Source organism: Ferriphaselus sp. R-1 (assembly GCF_000746095.1).
Classification (GTDB): Bacteria; Pseudomonadota; Gammaproteobacteria; order Burkholderiales; family Gallionellaceae; genus Ferriphaselus.
In genome coordinates, this window is sequence record NZ_JQKP01000001.1 from 448,411 (window position 1) to 465,728 (window position 17,318).

The 17,318-nt window shown below is 61.3% G+C and carries 19 protein-coding genes; 11 read left to right on the forward strand and 8 right to left on the reverse strand.

What is annotated here, in order from left to right; translation table 11 throughout:
* Nucleotides 1-131: 131 nt before the first annotated feature.
* Both DM08_RS02400 and greB read left to right on the forward strand, forming a co-directional pair.
* On the forward strand, nucleotides 132-3,056 hold the full coding sequence (locus tag DM08_RS02400) for a bifunctional diguanylate cyclase/phosphodiesterase (protein WP_051937738.1): 2,925 nt from the start codon (nucleotides 132-134) through the stop codon (nucleotides 3,054-3,056).
* 12 nt (nucleotides 3,057-3,068) lie between these two features.
* Nucleotides 3,069-3,635, forward strand: a complete 567-nt coding sequence (greB, locus tag DM08_RS02405) for a transcription elongation factor GreB (RefSeq protein WP_035382972.1) — start codon at nucleotides 3,069-3,071, stop codon at nucleotides 3,633-3,635.
* Here greB and DM08_RS02410 read toward each other — a convergent pair.
* The 6 genes from DM08_RS02410 to DM08_RS02435 are packed head-to-tail and all read right to left on the reverse strand — an operon-like array spanning nucleotide 3,619 to nucleotide 8,954.
* A complete protein-coding gene (locus DM08_RS02410; protein ID WP_035382973.1) occupies nucleotides 3,619-4,080 on the reverse strand; it encodes a DUF4149 domain-containing protein in 462 nt (153 codons plus the stop codon). The two genes, greB and DM08_RS02410, sit on opposite strands and share 17 nt — an antisense overlap.
* Nucleotides 4,081-4,134: 54 nt before the next feature.
* Entirely contained in the window at nucleotides 4,135-6,549 is a 2,415-nt protein-coding gene (locus DM08_RS02415) for a DNA internalization-related competence protein ComEC/Rec2 (RefSeq protein ID WP_035382974.1), read from the reverse strand.
* Between the two features lie 59 nt (nucleotides 6,550-6,608).
* On the reverse strand, nucleotides 6,609-7,163 hold the full coding sequence (locus tag DM08_RS02420) for a flagellar biosynthesis protein FlhF (protein ID WP_035382975.1): 555 nt from the start codon (nucleotides 7,161-7,163) through the stop codon (nucleotides 6,609-6,611).
* A gap of 10 nt (nucleotides 7,164-7,173) precedes the next feature.
* Nucleotides 7,174-7,500: a transcriptional regulator gene (locus DM08_RS02425; RefSeq protein WP_051937739.1), complete on the reverse strand. Its 327-nt coding sequence runs from the start codon at nucleotides 7,498-7,500 to the stop codon at nucleotides 7,174-7,176.
* Nucleotides 7,500-7,901: a hypothetical protein gene (locus DM08_RS02430; protein ID WP_035382976.1), complete on the reverse strand. Its 402-nt coding sequence runs from the start codon at nucleotides 7,899-7,901 to the stop codon at nucleotides 7,500-7,502. The genes DM08_RS02425 and DM08_RS02430 overlap by 1 nt, the downstream gene beginning before the upstream one ends.
* Before the next feature lie 15 nt (nucleotides 7,902-7,916).
* Nucleotides 7,917-8,954 (reverse strand): hypothetical protein, encoded by a 1,038-nt coding sequence (locus DM08_RS02435; protein WP_035382977.1) that lies wholly within the window; start codon nucleotides 8,952-8,954, stop codon nucleotides 7,917-7,919.
* Nucleotides 8,955-9,060: 106 nt separating this feature from the next.
* Between DM08_RS02435 and DM08_RS02440 the strand changes: the two genes are divergently transcribed.
* The 6 genes from DM08_RS02440 to rfbD all read left to right on the forward strand — a co-directional run bounded on the left by DM08_RS02440 (nucleotide 9,061) and on the right by rfbD (nucleotide 13,612).
* Nucleotides 9,061-9,609 carry a DUF2062 domain-containing protein gene (locus DM08_RS02440; protein ID WP_035382978.1) on the forward strand — a complete coding sequence of 183 codons (549 nt, stop codon included), beginning with the start codon at nucleotides 9,061-9,063 and terminating at the stop codon, nucleotides 9,607-9,609.
* A 36-nt stretch (nucleotides 9,610-9,645) separates the two neighbouring features.
* Entirely contained in the window at nucleotides 9,646-10,122 is a 477-nt protein-coding gene (locus DM08_RS02445; RefSeq protein ID WP_051937740.1) for a DUF3124 domain-containing protein, read from the forward strand.
* A gap of 117 nt (nucleotides 10,123-10,239) precedes the next feature.
* Nucleotides 10,240-11,307: a dTDP-glucose 4,6-dehydratase gene (rfbB, locus tag DM08_RS02450; protein ID WP_035382980.1), complete on the forward strand. Its 1,068-nt coding sequence runs from the start codon at nucleotides 10,240-10,242 to the stop codon at nucleotides 11,305-11,307.
* Nucleotides 11,304-12,173 (forward strand): glucose-1-phosphate thymidylyltransferase RfbA, encoded by an 870-nt coding sequence (gene rfbA, locus DM08_RS02455; protein ID WP_035382981.1) that lies wholly within the window; start codon nucleotides 11,304-11,306, stop codon nucleotides 12,171-12,173. Before rfbB ends, rfbA begins: the two co-directional genes overlap by 4 nt.
* Before the next feature lie 6 nt (nucleotides 12,174-12,179).
* Entirely contained in the window at nucleotides 12,180-12,728 is a 549-nt protein-coding gene (rfbC, locus tag DM08_RS02460; RefSeq protein WP_035382982.1) for a dTDP-4-dehydrorhamnose 3,5-epimerase, read from the forward strand.
* On the forward strand, nucleotides 12,725-13,612 hold the full coding sequence (gene rfbD / locus DM08_RS02465) for a dTDP-4-dehydrorhamnose reductase (RefSeq protein ID WP_035382983.1): 888 nt from the start codon (nucleotides 12,725-12,727) through the stop codon (nucleotides 13,610-13,612). The genes rfbC and rfbD overlap by 4 nt, the downstream gene beginning before the upstream one ends.
* A gap of 270 nt (nucleotides 13,613-13,882) precedes the next feature.
* On the opposite strand, the gene DM08_RS02470 is transcribed toward rfbD, so the two are convergent.
* Both DM08_RS02470 and DM08_RS02475 read right to left on the reverse strand, forming a co-directional pair.
* Nucleotides 13,883-14,515: a hypothetical protein gene (locus tag DM08_RS02470; RefSeq protein ID WP_035382984.1), complete on the reverse strand. Its 633-nt coding sequence runs from the start codon at nucleotides 14,513-14,515 to the stop codon at nucleotides 13,883-13,885.
* Between the two features lie 89 nt (nucleotides 14,516-14,604).
* A complete protein-coding gene (locus DM08_RS02475) occupies nucleotides 14,605-15,504 on the reverse strand; it encodes a hypothetical protein (RefSeq protein WP_152555757.1) in 900 nt (299 codons plus the stop codon).
* Between the two features lie 86 nt (nucleotides 15,505-15,590).
* Between DM08_RS02475 and DM08_RS02480 the strand changes: the two genes are divergently transcribed.
* The 3 genes from DM08_RS02480 to DM08_RS02490 all read left to right on the forward strand — a co-directional run.
* Entirely contained in the window at nucleotides 15,591-16,049 is a 459-nt protein-coding gene (locus DM08_RS02480) for an SbcC/MukB-like Walker B domain-containing protein (RefSeq protein WP_035382986.1), read from the forward strand.
* A complete protein-coding gene (locus tag DM08_RS02485) occupies nucleotides 16,036-16,776 on the forward strand; it encodes a DUF3322 domain-containing protein (RefSeq protein WP_202593354.1) in 741 nt (246 codons plus the stop codon). The genes DM08_RS02480 and DM08_RS02485 overlap by 14 nt, the downstream gene beginning before the upstream one ends.
* Nucleotides 16,777-17,030: 254 nt before the next feature.
* Nucleotides 17,031-17,318: transposase (locus tag DM08_RS02490; protein WP_035382987.1), on the forward strand; the 288-nt coding region annotated here is incomplete at its 3' end.

Consider the following 17,318-nt stretch of genomic DNA (forward strand, 5'->3'; position numbering starts at 1 on the left):
GATGGAACGAGGGTGCCCGCTGTAGCGGGCATCGTTCTTTGTCGGCGGAGATTGTTGCAGTCTCATGTAAAGTTGTCGGGTATTTTGTCGATAGGGGCGAGAAGCCCGCATCTTTGTTCGCTGGAGAACGCTTGAACCAATTCAAATACACCGGGGAAGACTGGCAGCGCCTGGTTGCGATAGCGCTGCTCTATTTCGTTGCCGCCAGGGTCGGACTGCTGTTCGCCTTGATGGGTCACTCGGTGACGCTGTTCTGGATGCCATCAGGGATCGCGGTGGCGGCAGTGTTGCTCTACGGCAGCCGGATGTTGCCAGCGGTGTTCGTGGGGGCGCTGCTGGGGAATCTGGAGACGGGCTGGCTGGTCTCCGCCGAGATCTCTCTGGGGGCGACGCTGGAGGCTGCACTCGCCGTCTGGATGTTGCATCGACTGAACTTCCGTATCGCATTGCAGGACAACCGGGACATCGTCCTGCTCTTGTTCGCGGCCACGGTCAGCCCGTTGCCCAGTGCGCTGAACGGAATCCTCTGGCTGGACCTGAACGGGCTGATCTCGACGCGTGAAGTGGTACCCGCATTCGTGTATTGGTGGATGGGCGATACGGTGGGCATCATCATGTTCACCTCTCAGTTGCTGGCCTGGGCCAAGCACAAACCGATGCGCTGGACACCCGTGTTGCGGCGCGAGGCCGGGCTGCACATGCTGCTGCTGGTGCTGTTCAGTCTACTGGTGTTCAGCGATCTGTCGCGTTACCTGCTGGGCACGGTCGTAGGCCCCTTCATCCTCCTGCCGCTGATCGTGTGGGCCGCTCTGCGCTTCAATATGCGCCACACCATGATGTCTTCGTCGCTGGTGTTCCTGTTCTCCATTCTGGGCATGGTGTTCGAGCAAGGGGCCTTCTCGCCGGTCTCGCAGGAGAGCATCCGGGAGCTGTGGAGCTACAACCTGGTGATGGGGGTGACGGCACTGTTCCTGACGGCGTTCAACTACCAGCGCATCCAGGCCAGCGAGTCGCTGGAGCAGAGCGGAGCCAACTTGCGGCGGGCGCAGTCGGTGGCGAAGATGGGGAGCTGGACCCTGGACATACCCAATGACCGCCTGGAATGGTCAGAAGAGGCTTTCCGCATTTTCGGAGTGACACCGGGCCGGCCATTGGCGCTACAGGATTTCCTTGACTCCGTGTATCTGGAGGACATCGAACTGGTCGTCCATGCCTGGCAGTCGGCTCTGGAAGGGGCACCTTATGATGTCGAGCACCGGATATTGGTGCGTGGCGAGATCAAATGGGTGCACGAAACCGCCCAGATCGATTTCGGGGTCGACAAGAAGCCGCTCAGGGCCGTCGGCGTGGTGTACGACATCACCGAGCAACGGATGGTGGAAGAACGCCAGATCCTGGCCGCCCGGGTGTTCGAATGCAGCCGGGAAGCCATCGTCATCACGGATGCCAAGGCCCAGATCGTGGCGGTCAACCAGGCTTTTACCCGCATCACTGGCTACACGGCGGCCGAGGTGATGGGGCGCAACCCGAATCTGCTCTCCTCGGGCAAGCAGGACCGGAACTTCTACCGTGAGATGTGGGACGCCCTCATCAACACGGGGAACTGGGAAGGCGAGATCTGGGACAGGGCCAAGAACGGTGAGCTGTATCCCAAATGGATGTCGATCAGTTCGGTCTGGAACAACGAGGGGGTGGTCACCCATTACGTTTCCATCGCCCGCGACATCAGCGACCGGATCAGGGCCGAGCAGGAGATCCAGCAACTGGCCTTCTTCGATGTGCTGACCGGCCTGCCCAACCGCACCTTGTTGCATGACCGGCTAGAGCAGATGTTCGCGGCTGCGCATCGCGACGGCGGCCATTTCGCCCTGCTGTTCATGGATCTGGACCGTTTCAAATACGTGAACGATTCGATGGGGCACACGGTCGGCGACAAGTTGTTGCAGGCTGTGGCCAAGCGTATCCAGGAATGCGTGCGCGAGGGCGATACGGTGGCCCGTCTGGGCGGAGACGAGTTCGTGGTGTTGCTGCGCGAAGCGGACAGTTCCGGCGCGACCAAGGTGTCGGAGAAACTCATCAAGTCCATCGGCGAGCCGTACCTCATCGATGGTGTCCAGATCGCCACCCATGCCAGCATCGGTATCAGCCTGTATCCCGAAGATGCGCAGGACAGTGACACTCTGGTCAAGAATGCGGACGTGGCGATGTACCGCGCCAAGGAGGACGGGCGCAACAACTTCCAGTTCTTCGAACCGGAGATGAATTTCCGTGCCAATCGCATCTTCGGCATGGAGCGCGACCTGCATAACGCACTCGTCAAAGGTGAATTCGAGCTGCACTATCAGCCACAAGCCGACCTGACTTCCGGTGTCGTGTGCGGCGCGGAGGCGTTGATCCGCTGGAACCATCCCGAGCGTGGCCGCGTCTCGCCCGCCGAGTTCATCCCGGTGGCCGAGGAGACCGGCCAGATCGTGGCGCTGGGCGAGTGGGTGTTGCGCACCGCCTGCGCGCAACTGTCGCAGTGGCGGCGGCGCGGCTTGCCGGTGTTCCCGGTGGCGGTCAATCTGTCCATCCGCCAGTTGTTGCAGCCTTCGCTGATCGAGTTGGTGCGCGAGGTGTTGACCGAGAACCATCTGGAGCCCGGCGATCTGGAGCTGGAGATCACCGAAGGCATCATGATGGGCGATGCCAAGGCCGCGATGGAGTTCCTCACCAGGATGCATGAGATGGGCATCCAGCTTTCCATCGATGACTTTGGTACCGGCTACTCCAGCTTGAACTATCTCAAGAACTTGCCGGTGAACAAGCTGAAGGTCGATCAGTCGTTCGTGCGCGACATCGAGGTCGACAGCAGCGATGCGGCCATCGTGCGCTCCATCATCAGCCTCGGGCATCGTCTCGATCTGCGCGTCATCGCCGAAGGCGTGGAGACGCTGGCCGAACTGGATTTCCTGCGCATGCGTGGCTGTGACGAGATCCAGGGGTATTACTTCAGCCGTCCCTTGCCCGCCGATGAGTTCGAGCGTTTCATCCGCAGCGATCCACGGCTGGGCTAGCACGATCCGCACATGAGCAAGGCATTCACCAAAGAGTCCGACGGAGACGAGGACGACGAGCTGCCTCCGTCGTTGAAATTACCGGCGGGCACCAAGAACTACATCACGCCGGCAGGATTCCAGCGCTTGCAGGATGAGCTGGAGCAATTGTGGAAGCGCGAACGGCCCGAGCTGGTGAAGACCATCACCTGGGCCGCATCCAATGGTGACCGTTCCGAGAACGGCGACTACATCTACGGCAAGAAGCGGCTGCGTGAGATCGACCGGCGGGTGCGCTTCCTGCGCAAGCGACTGGAGAACGCCCATGTGGTAGACCCTGCTACGCGCGGCGACTGCGACCAGGTGTTCTTCGGCGCGACGGTGACAGTGGAGCGCGGCGATGGCCGTGAAGCCACTTACAGCATCGTCGGTGTGGACGAGGCGAACGCCGGGTGCGGTTTGGTGAGCTGGGTCTCGCCGCTGGCGCGGGCGCTGATCAAGGCCCGCGTGGACGACAGTGTGCGGCTGCAGGTGCCTGACGGCTGGGAAGAGATCGTCGTGCTGGACGTGGTGTACCGCGCGATCAGTTTGAGCGACTGACCGGTTTCGCCAGCACCAGCCAGGCCCCGAGCACGCTTTGCAGCAGGTACAGCAGGCTGGAGATGCCGTGCAGCAGGCCGAACCGGCCCGCGAGCGGGCTCTTCATCACTTCCAGCGGCAGCGCTTGTGCCTTCAGTGCGTTCATCGCCGGTTGCAAGCCGAAATGTGTGACCAGTGTCAGTGCCAGCAAGGCCAATACCAGCCGGAACGCGGTCTGCCGCCAGGCCGCCGCGCCCGCTGTCACCAGCCAGTACCCCGTCAGATAGCCGCCGCAGGCCATCCCCAGCCACGCCACCCGGCCAAACATCTCGCCCGCCAGCATGCCCGCCAGTTGCCGGTCCGGCTGTGCATGGAACAGCACCGGCACGGCTAGATAGCCGATGCTCCAGAGTCCGCCGACCCAGGCAGCGATGAGGAGTGGAACGAGTCGGGCGGATTTGCTCATGATGGGCTCGGATAGTTTGCGATAGGGCGCGATTGTACGGATTCCGGCGCAGGATTACTCGTGCCAATAGCGCCGGTGCGTGTGTCGCCAGCGTTCGACGGTGACCTGCCGGGCATCCATCTCCGCCAGTACGGCACCGTCTTCGTCCGAGCGCAGCAGCGTGCTGCCCATCATGCGGTAGCGTTCGACGACCTCGTCCTTGGGATGCCCGAAGCGATTGCGATAGCCGACCGTGAACACTGTGTAGTCGGGCTGGGTGGCGGCGACGAACTCTTCGTGCGACGAGCTTTTGCTGCCGTGGTGCGGGGCGACCAGCAGGGTGGCGGCCAAGTCGTCGGCGTGGGTTTGCAGCAAGCGCTCCTCCGAGTTCTTCTCGATGTCGCCCGCCAGCAGCACACTGTGCGTCCCGGTGCGGATGCGCAACACGCAGCTCTGGTCGTTGTCGTGCGCTTTCCTGCCGGGAGGCGCGTCGGCAGCCGGATGCAGGAACCCGAACTCGATGCCATCCCAGACCCAGTGTTGGCCGTCGGCGCAGCGGGTATGCCTGATCGAGTGCAGCAAGGGGTGGTTTTCCGGCAGCGATGAGGCGACCTCGGCGACCGGCATGGCCTGCATCACCGAGGCAGCGCCGCCGGTGTGGTCGATGTCGTCGTGGCTGAGCACCAGGCGGTCGAGCCGGCTGATGCCCAGCGCCCGCAGGGTGGGTACGAGGATGCGGTTGCCGCTGTCGGCCTCACCGGAGTAATCCGGACCACTGTCGTAGAGCAGGGCGTGACCGTGAGTCTGTACCGCGACCGCCGTGCCCTGCCCGACATCGAACACGAGTACGTTCAAGGTGCCCGGCTCAGGTAGCGCGGGATGGGTCAGGAACAGGGGGAGCAGCATCAGCAGCCCCAGCCAGCGTGAAGGGAAGCCTCGCGGCAGCAGGGCCCACAGTGCTCCGGCTAAGCCGAGTATGACCGCCCAGTGCGGTGGCGCATGCTGTATCCATATCGCCGCAGGCAGCTCGGCCAGTCGGGACAGTGCCTCGCCCAGCGTCGCCATCACCCGGTGCGCCGCCCACAAGGGACCGTCGAACGGCAACACCGCACCTGCTAGGGTAAGCGGCACGACGATCAAGCTCACGAGCGGAATGGCACAGGCATTGGCTAGGGGCGACACCAGGGAGACTTGCTGGAACAGCGCGAGCAGGGCAGGGATGAGCCCGATCAGTAGCGCCCACTGTACACGGCCATATTCGCGCAGTGTGCGCAGCAGCCGGGCCAGCCTGGTGTCGGGGTGGCGCAGCTCCAGACGGTTCGTCGTGACATACAGGATCAGGCCGACTGCGCCGAACGAGAGCCAGAACCCCGGTGCCAGTACGGCCCATGGGTCAGCCAGCAGCACCGCCCACAGTGCCGCTGCCAACAGTTGCGACGGGGCGACGTTGCGCGAAGTCAGCAGTGCCGTCGCAACTGCCGCCAGCATGTACACCGTGCGCTGAGCCGGTACGGCGAAGCCGGAGAGCAGGGCATAGGCCAGCGCCGCCAGCAATCCAGCGACAGTTGCGGCCTTGCGTGCCGGGAAGTGCAGGGTGAGCCGACGACTGCGCCGCCACAGCTGATACACGACGCTGAAGGCGAGTCCGCCCAACATGGTGATGTGCAGCCCGGAGATGGACATCAGATGATTCACGCCGGTGCGGGTGAACACCTGCCACTGTGCGGCGGGAATGCTGTCCTGATCACCGATGGCGAGTGCGATGAGTACGCCGAGGTAGGGGGCGGCAACTGGCGCGGGGCGGCCAGCCAGATCGGGGCAGTTCGCTGCGCCGCAAGACGGCGGCTGCCCTAGACGCTCGAAGCGGTATCGTATGTTTTCGCGCCAGCGCTCGATCCGGTAGCCCCAGCCCGGGGCCAGTTCCGCCACGCGCATGTTCGTGCCTTTGCGGTAGACGTAGCCGGTGGCCCGTAGCCCGCGTTCCAGCAGCCAGCTTGCGTAGTCGAAACCGTAAGGGTTGGCGCTGCCATGCGGGCGTTTGAGGCGTACCGTCAGTTGCCAGCGTGCTCCGGCGTGCAGGTCCAGCGGTTCGTCCTGAGCGGAGTCGTAGGTGGCGAGTTGGAGGCGTGCGGGCAGAGTCGCGCCGAGTGTCAGCACCTGCTCGACATCGAACACGAACCGCCAGCCGCGCTCGTGCCGATGAGGAAGCTCCGAGATCACGCCGACCACTTCGATGTCGCGCCCTTGCCAGTCGGCGGGTAGGGCCTGGTCCAGGCGATGCGCAGCGAACAGGGCGGCGTGGAACACTCCCAGCGAGCAGGCTAGAGCGGCCATCAGCGGCCAGCGCAGGAAGCGTTGCCACCCCGCACGCGGCAACAGCCAGGCCGGGGCCAGTGCCGCTGCCAGCCAGCCGACCAGCGGCTCCGGCAAGGTCGCCTGTTGCTGTAGCCACCAGACTCCGGCGGCGAAGAAAAGTGTGAAGGGAATCATGTGCGTAGCGTAGCGCTGAATGCACGCGAAGGTAAGGGCGGGTTGGAAAGATCGTGCGCTCAGGGGCAGGTGGTGGGGATGCCGTACAGGCCGGACAGATCGCGGGCAAAGGCCGGTGGGGGTTGATAGCACAGGCTACGGCCTGACTCGGTGGTGATCTTGAGCAGACCGTTGGCCAGTCGGCTTTCGCTATGCGGTTGTTGCAGGGCACGCATCAGTTCGGCCAGCGGTGTGTGTTCCTGTGCCTGCTGCGTGTGCTCGGCCTCACGGGCCGCTTCGAGCACGGCAGCGTGGCTAGTCTCACGCCAGTCGGTGGCCGCGCGCAGCGGGACGGGGGGAGCAGGCGCAGGCGAGGTGGTCGTGATGGCCGGGCGATGGCGAGCAGCAGGGGCGGTCAGCACCGTCTCGGTCCGGGCAGATGTCGGGCGGGGCGGTAGCCAGGCTTGCGGTTCGGGCGCGCTGAGGTGGACTTCCAGCGGACGCGGCAGGGCTGGCGGCGCGGCGCGCATTGGCGGCAGCCAACTCAGAACGGCGAGATGGAACAGCGCCGCTGCTGCGATGAAAAGTGGCAGCGGCGGTGGCCGCGATGCGGCGGGGAAGGCGCTGGCCGCCATCAGCGTGCGCTCAGGTTGGGACGGTCGCCTGCCAGTTCGCTGCGGGTGCGCCCTGATCGAAAGTCAGCAGGCGTTGCAGCGCGGCGACGTAGTCGCGCAAGGCCTGCTGGCCGATCACGGTGAGCGCGTAGTACGACTGCGGGCGCACGCCGCCGCTTTCCTTGCGCACGCTGATGTAGTCGGCGGCGATCAGCTTCTTCAGATGCGAATCCAGATTGCCGTCGGATACGTCGAGCTGGCGCCTCAGGTCGGTGAAGGTCGCCTCGCCCGCGCCCGCCAGATAGGCGGCGAGCTGGGTGCGCAGCGGCTGGTGCAGCAGGGGGTCGAGAGCGTCCATCAGTTTGCCTGCTTCGGGTTGAGTGTCATGTGCAGCAGCCCGGCCTTGCTGCCATCCTTTTGCGGGATCTGCAGTTCCAGCTTGGTTTCAATCAGCTCGTTGGCGGGCTGCCAAGTCTTGCCGTCCAGGCTGGCATGGCGACGAAACACGAAAATCTCATGCTTGAGCACGACGTGCAGGGTGGATGTGGCGCTTTGCTCGAACAGGACGCCGTCCACCACGGTGGAGATCGGCAGCGGCACACCCGCCGGGTAGTGCAGGATGTAGTTGTCGCCTGCAGGTAGCGGCTGGCCGAACTCGATGCGCGGCGCTTGCGCCAGTTCGTTGGTGCTGGGCGGGGTCAGTCCGGCGCAGGCAGATAGGCTGGCGGCAAGCAGGGTGAGCAGCAGGGCGTTCTTCATGGGGTTCTCCTGATGTTAACGGGGGTGATGGGTCTCGACGATAAGACTGGTGCGCACTTGTGGGCCACCCTGCGGGCTGATCTCGGCTTTCAGCCAGGGGATGCTGATCCAGCGCGTTTCACGCGCCAGCGCCCAATCCTCGCCGGGTCGTCGCCAGTCGCCAGTGGGCTGGCCATTTTGCATGGCGAGCTCCAGCGGCTGGGCCAGTACCAGCGGCAGTACCGATTCCGCGCTGGGTTGGAAGATGTCGCCGGATACTTCGACCTTTACCGGAATGCGGCTGCCAGCGGGCAGATTGACGATCTGGTTGGCGGCGGGATGCCGGCGGAATTCCTCCACAGATACGACGGGGAGCGGCGGCGGTTTGTGGGCGTTGGCCGCCCGTTGCGCCAGCAGCGGCGGCATCAGCACGCACAGCAACCAGCCCAGTGCCTGCGCCAGGCGCAACCAGGCCGGGCGCTGTTTGCCGCCATCCAGCAGCCAGGCCAGCAGCGGCAAGCCGAGGCCGAGGGTGGAGGCGGCGACGTATTGGGTGTCGGTGTAGCTGAGGCGGAAGGCCAGCATGGCGATGCCGATGGCGATGATGAAGCCGCCGACCCATTCCACCAGTTCTTCCGAGAACAGGCCGTGCACGTATAGCCCCAGCCCGATCAACACCAGCCAGGCGGCGAACACCATGTAGCCGCCGCCGTAGAAAAACATGGCGAAAGTCATCAGCGCGCCCAGCCCCATCAGCAGCCACCACACTTTGAGCACTTGGCGGTGGATGAACGACCAAGCCTCGTCGCGCGCCTGTTTGACGCGGCGGGTGAGCTGCCAGTCGAGCAGGCTGACACCCGCCAGTGTGACGACGAGCAGTGCTAGCCAGGCCAAGGCGCGCTGGTTCAGGTCGGGGAGTTGCTCCGGTGTCAGGATGTGATCGCTGCCGAGGATCAGCCCGCCGCAGGCGAGGCCCCACAGCACCAGGCTGTGGCGCTCGATGCGCAGGCTGCGCCTTCCGGCGGACAGCATGGAATGGATGGCATCAAGTTGCCGGGCTGCGGTGTGGGGCATGGGGACTCCGTTTGATTACTCTGTGATGCAGAGTTTATTGCTCTGTAATGCAGAGTGTCAACCGCATCGCACCAGACCAGACCTTGCACCCTGCTAGAATGCGACCATGCGTAAAGCCATCCGCTCCCGTTTGCCGAGTTACGACAGCCTGCTGGCCAATCGCTGGTTGCGCCCGCTGGCTACCTGGCTGCACTACCCGAACCTGTGGAACATCAACCGTCGCTCGGTGGCGGGCGGCGTGGCGGCAGGGCTGTTCTGCGGCTTGATCCCAGGCCCGGTGCAGATGCTTTGCGCGGCATCGCTGGCCATCCTGTTTCGGGTCAATCTGCCGGTTGCCTTGCTCGCCACGCTCTACACCAACCCGCTCACCATCGTACCGCTCTATGTGGTGGCATACGAATACGGTGCCTGGGCCATAGGGCAGGGCGGTGAGGCCGCTGCCCCCTCTGTCGTGTTGCCGGAGATGCACTGGCATGACTGGAATGTGGCCGTGATGGATTGGATGGCCCTGCTGGGGCGCCCATTCCTGATCGGCCTGCCCTTGTTGGCGCTGACCCTGGCCTTGTTCGGCTACGTGGGTGTGCGCATGCTGTGGCGCATCCGGGTGATCTATGTCTGGCGCAAGCGGGTTCGTTTCGCCGGCAAAGTTCCGTAGAATGCGCACTGGCCGATTTTGATGAGGAGACGGACGATGCCGGACTGGAAGTCATTGTTGTGTGCGGGCCTGTTGCTCGGAGCCGTGTCAGCGCAGGCGGATGAGTTATCGCGCGGGCAGGTACTCTACCTGCCTATCTACTCGCATATCTGGTATGGCGACATGAATGCCGATGGCAGGCCGAAACAGACGTTGATGTCGGCCTTGGTGAGCATACGCAACACCAGCCACAAGGTGCCCATCCGGGTCAGTTCGGCGCGTTATTACAGCACCGAGGGCAAGTTGCTGAAAGAGTTTCTGCCGACGACCCGGACTGTCGCTCCCATGGGGACACTGGAGTTGTTCGTCGAGCGCAAGGAGTCGGAAGGCGGCTCCGGGGCCAATTTCATCATTCAGTGGGAAGCCTCGATGTCGACCAATTCCCCGGTGGTGGAGGCGGTCCATGCCGATATCCAGGTGAATCGCACGCCTACTTTCATCACGGTCGCGCGGCCACTCAGCCCGGAGAACTGACGGGATGGTTGCGCGCCGCTCGGGTGGAAAGGCCGGTCAAACGGCATAGGCCTATGTTCGGCGGTGGGCCGGGAGCTCGCCGTGTAAAGCTGTCATTGGAGTATGGAAAAAGAGTCGATGAAAAGAATAATAGTCACAGGAGGTGCCGGATTTATTGGTTCGGCGGTGGTGCGTCAGTTGATTGGCGAGACCGATGCGACGGTCATCAATCTGGATAAGTTGACCTATGCGGGGAACCTGGCCTCGCTGGCCTCGGTGGCGGCCAATCCGCGCTACCGTTTCGAGCACGTGGACATCTGCGATGCGGCTGAAGTGGCGCGGGTGTTCCGCGAGCACCAGCCGGATGCCATCATGCACCTGGCCGCCGAGTCGCATGTGGACCGCTCCATCACGGGGCCTGCGGACTTCATCCAGACCAACATCGTCGGCACCTATACCTTGCTGGAAGCCGCACGCGCTTACTGGAACGGACTGGAAGGCGACAAGAAAGCCGCATTCCGCTTCCACCATATCTCCACCGACGAAGTCTATGGCAGCCTGGGCGAAGAGGGCTTCTTCACCGAAGACACCGCCTACGAACCCAACTCACCGTACTCCGCCAGCAAAGCCTCCAGCGACCACTTGGTGCGCGCCTGGCATCACACCTACGGCCTGCCGGTGGTCACCACCAACTGCTCCAACAACTACGGCCCGTACCACTTCCCCGAAAAACTCATTCCGCTGATGATCCTCAACGCCGTCAACGGCAAGCCGCTGCCGATCTATGGCAAAGGCGACAACATCCGTGACTGGCTGTACGTCGACGACCACGCCCGTGCCCTGCGCCTCGTACTCGAACGCGGCACCCTGGGCGAGACCTACAACATCGGCGGCTGGAACGAAAAGACCAACCTCGACGTGGTGGACGCGATCTGCACCATCCTCGACGAACTGCATCCCCAAGGCGCACCGCACGCCCGCCTCAAGACCTACGTGCAAGACCGCCCCGGCCACGACAAACGCTACGCCATCGACGCCAGCAAGATCGAACGCGACCTCGGCTGGAAGCCGCAAGAGACCTTCGAGACAGGATTGCGCAAGACCGTGGAATGGTATCTGGACCATACGGATTGGGTGAATGGCGTGTTGAGCGGCGACTATCAACACTGGATCAGTCAGAACTACGCCCAAAGGAGTGCGGCATGAAAGGCATCATCCTCGCCGGCGGTTCCGGCACACGCTTGTACCCCGTGACCCAGGCCGTTTCCAAGCAACTCCTGCCGGTCTATGACAAGCCGATGATCTACTACCCGCTCTCGACCTTGATGCTGGCGGGGATACGCGACATCCTCATCATCTCCACCCCGCAAGACACTCCGCGCTTCCAGCAGTTGCTGGGTGATGGGGCGCAATGGGGGCTGAACCTCAGCTATGCCGTACAACCCTCGCCCGACGGCTTGGCGCAAGCCTTCATCATCGGCGAAGAGTTCATCGGCAACGACCACTGTGCGCTGGTGCTGGGCGACAACATCTACTATGGCCACGGCTTCGAGAAGAAGCTGCAAGAAGCAGCGGCCAAGACCGCAGGCGGCACCGTATTCGCCTATCACGTGCAGGATCCCGAGCGCTACGGCGTGGTGGAGTTCGATGCGAGCGGCAGGGCGCTCAGTATCGAAGAAAAGCCACAGCACCCCAAATCCAGCTACGCCGTGACCGGGCTGTATTTCTATGACAACGACGTGGTCGAGATCGCCAAATCGATCAAGCCCTCGGCACGCGGGGAACTGGAGATCACCACCGTCAACCAGATCTACCTCGAACGGGGCAAGCTCGATGTCCAGATGATGGGGCGCGGCTATGCCTGGCTGGACACCGGCACCCACGAATCACTACTGGAGGCCTCGCTGTTCATCCAGACGCTGGAAAAGCGCCAGGGACTCAAGATCGCCTGCCCGGAAGAGATCGCCTACACCCGTGGTTATATCGATGCCGCGCAACTCAAGCGATTGATCGCGCCATTGGCCAAGAACGGCTACGGGCAATACCTCAAGCGCCTCCTGCGCGAGCACTGAGCTGCCATGAAGATCGTCGCCACGGCCATCCCCGACCTGCTCATTGTCGAACCCACGGTGTTCGGTGACGAGCGTGGCTTTTTCTTCGAGAGTTTCAACCAGCGTCGTTTTGCCGAGCTGACCGGCATCACCACCAACTTCGTGCAGGACAACCATTCCAGGTCCGCACGGCACGTCTTGCGCGGCCTGCACTATCAGGTCCGGCAGGCGCAGGGCAAGCTGGTGCGCGTGGTCGCGGGCGAGGTGTTGGACGTGGCGGTGGATATTCGCCGCAGTTCGGCCACCTTCGGTCAGCATGTCAGCCTGCGGCTCTCGGCGGACAACAAGCGCATGGCGTGGATCCCGCCGGGGTTCGCCCACGGTTTCGTGGTGCTCTCCGAGTATGCCGAATTCCTGTACAAGACCACTGACTACTGGGCACCCGAGCACGAGCGCTCCATCCTGTGGAACGATCCGGAGCTGGCCATCGACTGGCAACTGGGCGGGGCGCAGCCGACCCTGTCGGCCAAGGATCAGACCGCCTGTCGGCTCAAGGATGCCGAGGTGTTCGCATGAGAAAGATCCTGGTCACCGGGGCCCGGGGGCAGGTCGGCTGGGAGTTGCTGCGCACGCTGGCACCGTTGGGTGAGGTGGTCGGGGTCGACATGGCGGACCTGGATCTGTGCGATGCCGAGGCAGTGCGCGCCTATGTGCGGGCACTGCAGCCCGCCATCATCGTCAATCCGGCGGCCTACACGGCGGTGGACAAGGCCGAAGCTGAGCCCGATCTGGCGCTGCAAGTCAACGCTATCGCCCCCGGCATTCTGGCCGCAGAGGCCAAGCGACTCGGTGCATGGCTGGTGCATTACTCCACCGACTACGTGTTCGACGGGACCAAGCCGGGCCCGTATGACGAGGACGATCTGCCGAATCCGCAGAGCGTGTACGGCAAGACCAAGCTGGCAGGCGAGATCGCGGTGCGCGAGTCCGGTTGCAAGCATCTCATCCTGCGCACCAGCTGGGTGTATGGCGCACGCGGCCACAACTTCATGCTGACCATGCTGCGGCTGGGGCAGGAGCGGGAGGAGCTGCGTGTGGTGGCCGATCAGATCGGTGCGCCCACCTGGTGCCGCAACCTGGCCGAAGCCACCGCGCAGCTGCTGACGCAACTGCATTCGCCCTTGCTCGATCCAGCACACGCCGCCAGCCTGTCCGGCCTGTATCACCTGACCGATGGCGGCGAGACCTCCTGGTTCGGCTTCGCCGCCGAGATCATCCGGCAAGGGCTGCCCGAACGCGCAGTGAAGATGATACCGATCGATACCGGACAATACCCGCTAGCTGCGCCCCGTCCGGCCAATTCCCGGCTATCCAACCAAAAACTGCAGCAACACTTCGGCCTGAGCAGCCCCGCATGGCAAACTGCGCTCGCCTGTTGCCTGGCAGACCGGGCCCGTTGAGCGGCTCGGCCAAGCAGAGGCAGTCTTCAGGAAAACAAAAAGCCCGTTGAATCTCAACGGGCTTCGTGTTTTGGCGGAGCAATGAGTCATCGCCCCGTTTGTCTCTGCTATTTACCCCGCCAACAGGGTAATTTACAGCGAATTAGATGAATTCTACCTCACCACCGTTGGTCCTCGCTAGCCAAAAGCCAATCACGACACAACTTTCAGGCACTTTCTTTAAATTTGCCAACGCAATGAAACAGGGAATTATCAGGAGAACATCAACTGTCAGCCTTCTCGCTGGTCTGACTCTGCCAGCCACTCTTGTTGGCCATACCGATAGCCTGAGAATTGGGAGGCCAACGAAACCTCCCGTTTGAGAAGACGGCGAACAAGACTGATCATATTCTGTGCTTCTTGCTCATTACGTACCTCTACCGGAACACATAGCTCAACGCCACGTCCCCACGAATATGCTTTGACGGACATGGATGGACGAACCTCGAAGTCTATACCCTTGGCCTTCAGGAGATTTTCGGTGGCGAATAGCTTGTCATAGTGTTCCCGCCTTGCCTCTGATTGAGGTTGAGCTTGGTAGCCGACAACTTTCTTTCGAGACCTTCCCGCCTTTTTCCAGATTTTCTGACTGGGCTCATGCCCCAATAACATTGGAAACTCTTTTGGCATGGTAACGGTTGTCTCCCATGCTAGCTCTTCTATGGCATCGGCATAGCTCATGCGTGGATGAATCCACCACACCATCACTCGGCGCCTGTTCAGGATGAAGCCAATATCGTCCCACCAAGACAATTGGCGAGGGGGCTCATAGCTGTGCGGCAAATACAGGCCATTTGTCAGCTGCCATTGGGACTGATGTTGGCGCATCCTACGATAGAGGAGTTCTTGATTAGGATTTTTCATGATGGCAATCCTGCCAGATTCTTGCTGCCTTGTCCTTATACTGCGAGTTACGTTTCAGCTTTTCCGACAGGAGGTTAAGTACAACGTATTTAGCAATAGGTGCATGCTCGGCGAGCTTTCCCATCTACCTGAGAGACAACAGAACCACAGTCCGGGCATTCCCACACCCATTGCTTGACCTCGCAATCCATGCACTTTCCATAGTGCATATTGTTGGTCGTGTTCAGCGGATCGAAGAAGACCCGATCAACGGAGCTGCAAGCATCGCAAGCAGCGAACGCAATGGCATCGCTGACCACGCTGAAGCCGCAGCAGTGGCAGAAGTAATTTTCCGAAGCCCTTAGGCAAAAACTTTCATTGCCACACATGTAGCACTTAAAAACTTTTTCTGCATCCAGACTCTCAAGCGCCGCATCAACGGCCTCTGCGCGGTAGGGATCGAAATTGATCAACTTGTTGAAGTTTTGTTCGCTTAATAATAGGCGGTAGTCCGCCATTTCACCAATATCGCGCGCTTCACCGAGTGCAAATATTGACAAGACTCGCGCCAAAATGTGAACACAGCTAAGCTTCACCGACTCAGGATCGACCTCTGATGCAAAATGAACGAGATCATTTCGAATGTTTACAAGTTCATTGATGAGTCTTTTCTCATCATCCGTCAATCCTTCGATCGCACCAACTAAGTCGAGAACCTTCCCGAATCCAAGTGTGCTGAATTTGGCCTCCTTCACAGCTTGATCGAGGTTCTTCGACGGCAGCTTTCCTTGAACAATTGACTGGAGTCCCGCTTCCCGAACCATTCGATACTTTGCCAATAGCTCGACGGATGTTTGGATAGAGACAACTGCAACTTTTGCTGTTTGGCTCGAGAAATTACTTGCGAATAGCAATTCAAGGCCCCCATTCAAGAAATCGACAGCGTTTTCGAGAATGCGCTCATACTTCACGCAGGTAGGTTTCCGATCCCGGCCAACGGTAATTTCCATGCTGAAACACCAGGCCGACAAACAGGCTGCCACCTGACACAGACGAGACATGGACAGCCGATATGTAGAAACGCTGGCGTGAGACTGTGCTCGACGTTCGACAACATGTAGAGTTCATCGGACGGGAAATCGATGAAAGCGGCGTCGAGGTCGAGGTCTACCGCAGCGGAGCAGGTAAGTCGGGAGGCCAACGGCAGAAGCTGGCCACCACGTGCTTGGCTGCAGCGCTGCGATATCAACTGGGCGGGAACGACCACGGCGTACCGATGTATGCGCCCGTCGTGCTGGATGAAGCCTTTGACAAGGCGGACAACGAGTTCACCGCTTTGGCGATGAACATCTTTACCAATTTCGGATTTCAGATGGTGGTCGCTACGCCGCTGAAGTCCGTCATGACCCTTGAGCCATTCATCGGAGGTGCTTGCTTCGTGGATATCAGCGATCGGCGCGTATCAGGCGTGCTGCTGATCGAGTACGACGGTGACCATCAGCGGTTGAAGCTGCCAGAGCACGCTCGAGAGGAGGCTAGCATTGAAGCTTCCTGAAGATGTTCGGCAGTTTCTTGCCCGTCGCTTTCAAAGCAAGCACCGCGAGTGGTTGATCGGTGATGCAAGCGAGAGCCAATGGCCGCTGGAAGTTCAGCTCGGCATACCAACGGAGCAGGCTGCACTGAGGCAAGTCGACGGCGTTCGCGCTTGGGTGGGTGCATGGCAAAGTTGGCAAGGCGTCGGCACCCTATCCTGGTGTGAGCGCCGGTGGAAAGCACTTGGCATCCAGCGACTGCCTGAGAAGCTGGCGTTGCGCGGCCCTGAAGATGTTGCAATGTGGGTTGGTGAATCCGTACGGTGGGAGCGTGCTCAGTCGCGCAACCGGGCGCTCACTGCTCGCTGGCCGGTACTGGCGCAGCAGTTGTCGCGATATTTTGATGTTCTCGCAGACTATGGCGATGCCGATTTTCGTCGGCTGGCAGAGATGCTGGATTGGATTGCGAACCATCCGAACTCTGACCTCTACCCTCGCCAGTTACCCGTGTCCGGACTGGACAGCAAATGGCTCGACGGACGCAAAGGGCTCCTGACTGATCTGGTGGCCGCAATACAGGGGGGCTCATCCGGCGACCTGGATTTTTACCAGCGATGCGGGCTGAAGGCACCACCTCCCCTGGTGCGCATGAGGGTGCTGGATCAGGCATTGCGAGACCGGATAGCGTCACGGAGTTCGGTTTCATCAAGATCATATGTATCTGGTCGAGACTGGTTCGATTTCCATTGACCAGATCTGCTTCATGCGTCCAACCGACAGAGTCGTGTGTCGGGCGATATGCCATGTTGATCAACCTTACGAGCTCAGCCGCATCAGCAATACTGGAAATACGAACTTCATCACTTGTCATCAGGCCGCTTTTTTCAGCTATGGGTTGCCAATTTAGGGTCAAGATAGCATGTGCCTGAGAACTGGGAACAGCCTGAGCTAACCCGCCTTTAACGGACACTTCAATAGGAGACAGTTAATGAAGGAGGTGTTCAATGGAAAGCAAGGGAAAAGGCAAGGTAAATCCGGAGAGGCAGCGGCAGCGGTTCAGTGCGGAATTCAAGCGCGAGGCAGTGCGGTTGCTGGAATTGGGGCAAAAGCCGGGGACGCAACTAGCGCTGGAACTGGGTGTTGCACGCAACCGGCTCTACAAGTGGCAGGCGCAATTCAAGGCGAATGGTGGCGTATTCCGCGAGCCCGGTCGACCAAAGGTGACGGAAGAGAGCGAGCTATCGAAGCTCAAACGGGAGCTGAAGCGTGTCACCGAGGAACTCGACATCCTA